The organism is Collinsella sp. SGI.095 (assembly GCF_050314535.1).
GTDB lineage: Bacteria > Actinomycetota > Coriobacteriia > Coriobacteriales > Coriobacteriaceae > Collinsella.
On sequence record NZ_JBNPNG010000038.1, the window covers coordinates 1 to 3,659 of the forward strand.

At 59.1% G+C, this 3,659-nt stretch carries 4 protein-coding genes; 1 reads left to right on the forward strand and 3 read right to left on the reverse strand.

Going from position 1 to position 3,659, the window contains the following annotated elements; genetic code table 11:
* Positions 1-57: 57 nt before the first annotated feature.
* The 3 genes from ACQRCA_RS08255 to ACQRCA_RS08265 form a co-directional block, all read right to left on the reverse strand.
* A complete protein-coding gene (locus ACQRCA_RS08255; protein WP_427719863.1) occupies positions 58-1,188 on the reverse strand; it encodes a GTP-binding protein in 1,131 nt (376 codons plus the stop codon).
* Between the two features lie 86 nt (positions 1,189-1,274).
* Positions 1,275-1,616, reverse strand: coding sequence for an arsenate reductase family protein (locus ACQRCA_RS08260; protein WP_055252194.1), 342 nt, complete (start codon positions 1,614-1,616; stop codon positions 1,275-1,277).
* A 184-nt stretch (positions 1,617-1,800) separates the two neighbouring features.
* On the reverse strand, positions 1,801-2,424 hold the full coding sequence (locus tag ACQRCA_RS08265) for a flavodoxin family protein (RefSeq protein WP_427719864.1): 624 nt from the start codon (positions 2,422-2,424) through the stop codon (positions 1,801-1,803).
* 258 nt (positions 2,425-2,682) lie between these two features.
* Between ACQRCA_RS08265 and ACQRCA_RS08270 the strand changes: the two genes are divergently transcribed.
* Entirely contained in the window at positions 2,683-3,552 is an 870-nt protein-coding gene (locus ACQRCA_RS08270) for a patatin-like phospholipase family protein (RefSeq protein WP_427719865.1), read from the forward strand.
* The last annotated feature ends 107 nt before the right edge of the window (positions 3,553-3,659 follow it).

Below are 3,659 nucleotides of genomic sequence, written 5' to 3' on the forward strand. Positions count from 1 at the left end.
CGTCCCCTCTGTGGTGGTTTGATGGTTACGTGGGCGGAAAACGCCCACTTGGATAACCTAAGCGCGGTGCCAGTCGGTCAGGCAGGCATCAAGGGCGGCGATGAGCGCATCCTTGTCCATGTGACGGCCGATGATGCACAGGCTCGTCATGCGGTCGCCCGTCTCGTCGTCCCAAATCTGCATGATCTCGGGGTTCTCGTCGATGATCTTCTGCTTCTCGCCCTCGGGCGCCGAGTCAACGAACAAGCCGTTCTCCATCAGGCGCATCTGGCGGCCGGCCTGCTCGAACATGTAGCACATGTCCGGATCGCCGGTCTGCCACAGCGGACCCTTGACGCGAATGACCTCGTCGGGCCACTCCTGCTCAACAAAATCGGTGAACTTCTGCAGGTCAAACGGCTTACGGCGCGAGTACACAAAGGTCTCGATGTCGTACTCGAGCACCTCGGGGTCGTCGTGCTCCTCGGGATGCTCCATGGCCTCGATCCAGGCGGCGGAGTTGTAGGCGCGCATAAAGTCGAAGCGATCGGTATCGAGCAGCTCCTCCATGGGGACCTCGCCGTTTTGAGCCTCGACAATCACGGCGTCCTTCTGCAGACTGCGCACGATGGCCTTGAGCTCGGCGATCTGCTCAGGGCTCACGGTATCGGTCTTGTTGAGGATCAGCGTGGAGCAAAACTCGATCTGCTGGATGAGCAGGCTCTCGATGTCGTCCTCGTCGATATCCTCGGCCAGCAGGTCGCGACCGCCGTTGAACTCGTCGTACATGCGGGCGCAGTCGACCACGGCAACGATGTTGTCGAGCGCGAGCTTGGGTTCGCCGCCCACTTTGGCCTCGTCGCAGAAGCTCGAGATGGTGTAGGCGATGGGGATGGGCTCGCAAATACCGGAGGCCTCGATGATGATGTAGTCGAACTTGCCCGAATCGGCAATGCCCTGCAGCTGGTTGGCCAGGTCGTCCGAAAGCGTGCAGCAGATGCAGCCGTTGGTGAGCGGGATGAGGTCGTCGGTCTCGGAAAGGCCACCGTCGGCGATAAGGCTGGCGTCGACGTTGATCTCGCCGATATCGTTGACGATCACGGCGGCGCGGATACCGCCGTCGTTGGCGAGGATATGGTTGAGCAGCGTGGTCTTGCCGGCACCGAGGTATCCGGTAAGCATGATGATCTTCACGGGTTTGTTGGGCATGTGCCCTCCTTTGTTAGACATGGCTTACAGTAAAATCATATGCCAAACGCCTGCTCTTATACCCACGTGCCGGCAAATAACACAGGCTACTCCCAGGCTCCCCATACATCGGGGCAATAACCGACGGTGGCCTTTTTGCCGTTGCGCACGATGGGCTCGGCCAGTACCTGCTGATTCTCGAGCAGCTTATCAAAGCGCTGGCTGGGAGTGAGGTGCTGGATAAGTGCGAGTGTCTCCTCGTCCTTGGCTTTGGGGTTGAGCAGCTTGTCGATGCCGCCGACCGCCTGCATCACGCTCGTGAGCTCGCCTTTGCTCATCTCCTTTTCCTTAAGGTCAATAAACTGCACCTTAATGCGGCGCTCCTTAAAATAGCGCTGGGCCTTCTTGGTGTCGAAGGACTTTTTGGTGCCGAAGATTTGCACGTTCATAGCATGTTCCGCCGTTCTAACGAACGGCGGTCACCTCGACGCTGCAAAGCCATCTGATGGGCAATCTGCCTTTCAATCGTCGGGCGCGGGCAACAGCCCAGCGCCCTCCTCTTTCAAGGCACCTTGCCTCATCAGCTGGCTTTTCGCTGACATTGATAGAACATCGAGGTGACCACCGCTGGACTTATCGAATGAAGTTGGTGCGCTCGCGATCGGCTTCGGGCGCGCTGATGCCGGCGGCCTGTCCTGCTTCGATACATTGCAGGAGCCAGGCCATGTTCTTGCCGATGTTGCGCATGGTGGCAAGGCCCTCGGCATCCCCATCGGCGTCGCCGGGCACGCGACCAAAGACGTTGTTCCAGTACGTGGAGGCGACTACGGGCATCTGGTTGATGGTGAAGTACTTGTTGAGCACATCGAAGGTGGTCGACGTGCCACCGCGACGGGCGACAGCGACCGCGGCGCCGGGTTTGTGCGCAAAGGCGTGCCCGCCCGCATAGAAGGCGCGGTCGAGGGCCGAAAGGATGCGTCCGCTGGGGTGCGCATAGTAGACGGGTGAGCCAAAGACAAAGCCGTCTGCCTGCTCAGCGGCAGCGATGAGCTCGTTCACCACGTCGTCGTCAAAGGTGCAGCGACCGCCAAGCTTGTCACACTGGCCGCAACCGATACAATCGCGAATGGGCTTGGCGCCCAGCTGAAACACCTCGGTATCAATGCCTTCGGCATTGAGCTGCTCGGCGACTTCGGCGAGCGCCCGGGCGGTGTTTCCGTTTGCCTTGGGACTGCCGTTGACCAAAAGAACCTTCATCACAAACTCCCTCTGCTGTCGGTGACTTCTGCTGAGAATTATCTCACGTTGCGTGCGATGACGTTGGCATGGTGCGGGCGATGTTTATCCCGCAACGTTCTTAAGGGCGTTCATGCCTAAGGCCATCTAGGGGCATTGCGGTACGGCATGGGGAATGCATTGGGAAACGTTCGATAAATGCTTATAAACACGTTTCCGACGGCATACGTTGACAGATATACTTGTTGAGTTCAAAAGCATGGGAACGGAGATGGTTGCATGGCACAGCCGGAGACATCACACACAGTGGGGCTTGCGCTCGAGGGAGGCGGCTACCGCGGTATGTATACGGCGGGCGTGCTCGACGTTTGGATGGAGCACGGTTTGACCTGCGATCATATGGTGGGTGTCTCGGCGGGCGCGGCGTTTGGCTACAACTTTAAATCGCGCCAGATCGGCCGCGCCATTCGCTACAACAAAGCCTATTGTGCCGACAAGCGCTATGCGAGCGTGACCAGCTGGCTGCGAACCGGCGATATGTTCAATGCCGATTTTGCCTATCACGAGGTGCCTATCGAGCGCGATCCCATCGACTTGGAGGCGTATCGCGCCTGCCCCATGCGATTTACGTGCGTGTGTACCGATATCGAGACGGGCAAGGCCGTCTATCACGATCTGCCGTATGGCGACGAGCGCGATATCGAGTGGATTCGGGCATCGTCGGCGATTCCCGTGGCGACCAAGCCCGTCTGGATTGATGGACATCGATATCTGGATGGCGGTGTGGCCGATTCTATTCCCAGCGCATGGCTGTTTGCGCAGGGGTATGACCGTAACATCGTGGTGCTGACGCAGCCGGCGGGCTTTGTGAAACAACCCAATAGCTTGATGCCTATGCTGCGCCGCGTGTTTCGCCGCTATCCAGAGTTTGTCGCGGCGCTTGAGCACCGGCACGAGGTTTATAACGCCACGCTCGATGACCTGACGCGTCGCGAGGCCGGCGACGAGGTTTTTGTGGTGCGTCCGAGCGAATCGGTGAAGGTGCCATCGCTGTGTCGTGAGCCAGAGGAGCTCGAACGTATCTACCAGGTCGGTCGGCGTGATGCGGAGGCCACGTTGCCCGCACTAGAGGTGTATCTGGCAGGGTAGAGCCACGGTCGCTGACTCGGCGGAAAGTGCATCTCAGAATGAGCCTTCGAAATGGGGCATAGTTTCCCATGGAGACCGCTCGGGAAAGCGTGCCCCACTTTTCGGCC